5 protein-coding genes are annotated in these 4,128 nt (G+C 36.6%); 1 reads left to right on the top strand and 4 read right to left on the bottom strand.

The window, feature by feature from the left end; all coding sequences use genetic code 11:
* On the top strand, positions 1-1,552 hold a 1,552-nt coding region (locus VFS71_RS15430; RefSeq protein WP_326402356.1), incomplete at its 5' end, for a fumarate hydratase.
* A gap of 53 nt (positions 1,553-1,605) precedes the next feature.
* Here VFS71_RS15430 and VFS71_RS15425 read toward each other — a convergent pair.
* The 4 genes from VFS71_RS15425 to VFS71_RS15410 form a co-directional block, all read right to left on the bottom strand.
* Positions 1,606-2,127: a hypothetical protein gene (locus VFS71_RS15425; protein ID WP_326402355.1), complete on the bottom strand. Its 522-nt coding sequence runs from the start codon at positions 2,125-2,127 to the stop codon at positions 1,606-1,608.
* Between the two features lie 6 nt (positions 2,128-2,133).
* Entirely contained in the window at positions 2,134-2,832 is a 699-nt protein-coding gene (locus tag VFS71_RS15420; RefSeq protein WP_326402354.1) for a hypothetical protein, read from the bottom strand.
* Between the two features lie 28 nt (positions 2,833-2,860).
* On the bottom strand, positions 2,861-3,613 hold the full coding sequence (locus VFS71_RS15415; protein ID WP_326402353.1) for an intradiol ring-cleavage dioxygenase: 753 nt from the start codon (positions 3,611-3,613) through the stop codon (positions 2,861-2,863).
* A 131-nt stretch (positions 3,614-3,744) separates the two neighbouring features.
* A partial coding sequence (locus tag VFS71_RS15410; protein ID WP_326402352.1) for a LytTR family DNA-binding domain-containing protein occupies positions 3,745-4,128 on the bottom strand: 384 nt, incomplete at its 5' end.

Below are 4,128 nucleotides of genomic sequence, written 5' to 3'. Positions count from 1 at the left end.
ATACCGTAAAATCACTTCCGATTTTGTAAAAGTTGAAAAATTAGGCGATAGAGAAATCTTGACTGTTGACCCAAAAGGGTTGGAGTTATTGGCACAAGAAGCGTTGAAAGATGTTTCTTTTATGTTGCGTACTTCGCATTTGGAAAAGTTAAGAGCGATTCTTGATGATCCAGAAGCGACCGACAATGACCGATTTGTAGCTTATAATTTATTGCAGAATGCAGTTGTGGCGATCGATGGGGAATTACCTTCTTGTCAGGACACTGGAACAGCGATTGTAATGGCCAAAAAAGGAGAAAACGTATATACAGGTGTTGATGATGCTGAATGGCTCTCAAAAGGGATTTTTAATACGTATCAAGAAAGAAACCTTCGTTATTCCCAAATTGTGCCAATCAGTATGTTTGAGGAAAAAAACTCCGGTTCAAATCTTCCAGCGCAAATTGACATTTATGCCAAAAAAGGAGCTTCTTATGAATTTTTATTTTTAGCAAAAGGAGGAGGTTCTGCGAACAAAACCTATTTATACCAACAAACTAAATCTTTATTGAATGAAAAATCTTTGGATGCTTTCATTCGTGCCAAAATAATGGACTTGGGAACTTCTGCTTGTCCACCGTATCACTTGGCTTTAGTGATAGGAGGAACTTCTGCAGAAGCGAATTTGGCAGCCGTTAAAAAAGCATCTGCAGGTTATTTTGACAATTTACCTACTTCCGGAAATATGGCTGGTCAGGCTTTCCGTGATTTGGAATGGGAAAAACGAGTGCAGTTAATTTGCCAGGAAAGTCATATTGGAGCGCAATTTGGAGGAAAATATTTCACTCACGATGTTCGAGTGATTCGTTTGCCACGTCACGCAGCTTCTTGTCCGGTTGGATTGGGAGTTTCTTGTTCGGCAGATAGAAATATCAAAGGAAAAATTACAAAAGACGGTGTTTTTGTAGAACAATTGGAAGTGAATCCAAAACGTTTGTTACCTGAAACGCCACCACATTTGGAAGAAGCAGTTGATATTGATTTGAATCAACCGATGGCTGATATTCTTAAAAAATTATCACAATACCCAATCAAAACGCGTTTGAAACTAAACGGGACCTTGATTGTGGCTCGTGATATTGCACACGCCAAAATCAAAGAATTATTGGATTCCGGTAAACCAATGCCAGAATACTTTAAAAACCACCCAATTTATTACGCAGGTCCTGCTAAAACACCGGAAGGAATGGCTTCGGGAAGTTTTGGTCCGACGACTGCCGGTAGAATGGACGTTTATGTTGAAGAGTTCCAAAAAAATGGTGGAAGTATGGTGATGCTTGCCAAAGGAAACAGAACCAAAGACGTGATGAATGCCTGTAAAACGTATGGTGGATTTTATTTGGGTTCCATCGGAGGTCCTGCGGCCATCTTGGCCAAAGAAAATATTCTTTCAGTTGAGGTTGTTGATTTTGAAGAATTGGGTATGGAAGCCGTTCGTAAAATCACTATTAAGGATTTCCCTGCTTTTATTATTACAGATGATAAAGGAAATGATTTCTTTGAAAATCTTTAGAAAGAAAAGAATTTATATAGAAAAGACCGTCAATTATGGCGGTCTTTTTTGTTTTAAAAGTAGTCGTGATAGGTGTTTTTTTGATAATAACATATTGATAAATGGGACTGTACTGGAAACATTAAGGTTTCCAATCCATTAATGGCTTCACAATTTTTTGAAACCAAATAGTTACCTTCTATAATGTCTATCAATGTTAAAACCGGAGAGAAAAAAGTAATGCCAATTTTATGTTTTGATATGTTGGTGATGTCAGTATTGATAATATCTAACTGATAATTTACAAATGGAAAATAATTATTTCCCAGCACATCGGTAACCCTATGGAAATTTCCTTTTAGCTGCTCGACATAACCATTTGCGGCAATGCCAACCAAGTAATGCAATTGAATGGCCTTTTCATTTTCGGTTAGTAATTCTCTAAAGGTATTTTTGGTATTTTCCTTCGAGTTGAACTGCTGATTTTGCATTAAATATTCTTTGAACGTGTCTTCCCAAACATATTTATCCCACATAAAGGTCGAAGTGTTGTCAATCATAATTCGGTATGCTAATCGTATTTTGGCTTTATGCATAGGATTTTATAAATTTTCTATCGGAACTTCAAACAGTAATAAAATGGCATTTTCTGAGAGCGCTTCCCATTCTATGGTTGCTGTTTTTTTTAAACTCAAACCATCTTTTTCTTCTAATAATCTATTTTCTACTTCAAATGCTCCATTGATTACAAAAACAAATACACCGTTTAAATGGTTTTTCAGAGCATAAAAACCTTCTTTTCTTCCGTCATAAATGCCAATGAAACCACTGGTATTTGAAAACTCAAAAAGCGAATTCATTTTGTTCCTTTCAGAAAACCCAAAATCAAACCGATTAGAAGACGCTTTAAAATTGCAGGTTTTTGCAGCAAACCAAATTTCTAAATAATTTACATCTTCTAACTCATATGGATTGGAAAGTTCAAAAGACATTCCTTTTTGGGCCGAGATGTGTTTTATTTGTTCGATTCTAATGAAATCCGAATTGCCCAAACTATCTTTATATTCCATTCCACCAAAGAGGGGCAAAAGAACGACTTCGGTATCGGTATCAATGAACGTAAATGTTTTTTGTAATGGTGCCAATATTCCTTCGTTTAATACTTTTAATGTGCCAAATGGTTTTCTGGACCAATCTTGGTACGCTCCAAAATTGAAAGTCGATAAATTTTGAAAAGAATCCGATTCAGAAACAGCTCTTAAATCGGATTTGTAAATTTGCGCAGGTGTTTGTTTAATCATTTTTAGAAGCTAAAGGATTAACAATTATTTAGCCAGCAACATTTATAGTATGCGTCAAAACAAAACCTTCTGCAACACTCCCTGTAACAGTTGACATTTCATTCGCCGTAGAATCCGAAAATACATTGTCTGAGGCATTATAGGTATATCCGGAAAGCCCTTTGGTATAACCATTGACACTTGAAGCGTTTACTAATGCCACGGCACTGTTTGAGCCTTCGGGAAATGCAATTTGGGTAACCAACAGTGATGTCCCCGAAGCGTTATAGACGTGAACGTGTATGTGTGTGGCTCTACCACTATACCATCCTGGAAAGATTGAAGTGAATTGTACTAAGCCATTGGTGTCAGTGGTTTGTCTTCCTCTCAAGAAATGTGCTGAAGTGAAATCGGCGCTTTGCATGGATGTTCCACCGTATTCGGAATAATAGCCATCCTTGTCGCAATGCCAAATATCTACAATTGCCCCTGCAATTGCTGCACAGCTGGCATTAGTGTTTTTTATGTTGATGTTTATCGTAAATTCCACCCCGGTTCTGTCACTGACAATGTTTGATGTAACCAATGAACCTGGTGTTTTTGTTGGAAAAGGCCCAGCCGTTTCTGATGCGGTAACAGAACATGTTCCGTTAGAAGATGTTCCTCCTGTATCAGTCGCTTGGGTTGTATCGGATGATGAAGAAGCATTGTCATCATCACTGCTGCAAGCCTTAATTACAGGAATGGTCAACGCTCCTAATCCAACGAAACCTAATCCTCTTAAAAAATCCTTTCTTTCCATACTAAATACAATTTTAGGGTTACATTTGTAAAAGTATTTAAACTGACAAATGCATTAAAATTTATGAGGTAATGCAAAGATTTTAAGAGGTAAATAGGTTAAAAATGTCCTTTTTAACAAAATGAGATGTGTTATTGTTTGTTAAGCAAAGCAAAAAAGGTGGTTTCATAACTCGCGCTTACGGGAATTTCCTCGCCGTTTATGTAGATTATTTTATTTCTGACTTTTTCTATTTTGGATATAGAAACAATAAACGAACGATGAACTCTTATGAATTCGGTCTCCGGTAGTTTTTGCAATAAAGCTTTCATGGTCATTCTGGCCACAATTGTTTTTTGGTTTTGGATATGAATTTTAAGGTAATCATCAAGTCCTTCAATGAATAAAATATCAGATAGAAGAATTTTATTCAAACTATAATCGGCTCGGACAAAAAGGTATTGCTGTTCAGGATTTTGGTTTTGTAGTTTCCATTGTGAGTATGCTTTTTCCACTGCTTGTTCAAAACGTAGAAA

Origin of the sequence: Flavobacterium sp. (assembly GCF_035760125.1) — a bacterium.
Taxonomy (GTDB): domain Bacteria; phylum Bacteroidota; class Bacteroidia; order Flavobacteriales; family Flavobacteriaceae; genus Flavobacterium.
Note: the sequence above shows the minus strand (reverse complement) of the source record. Positions and strands in the feature narration are given on the sequence as shown.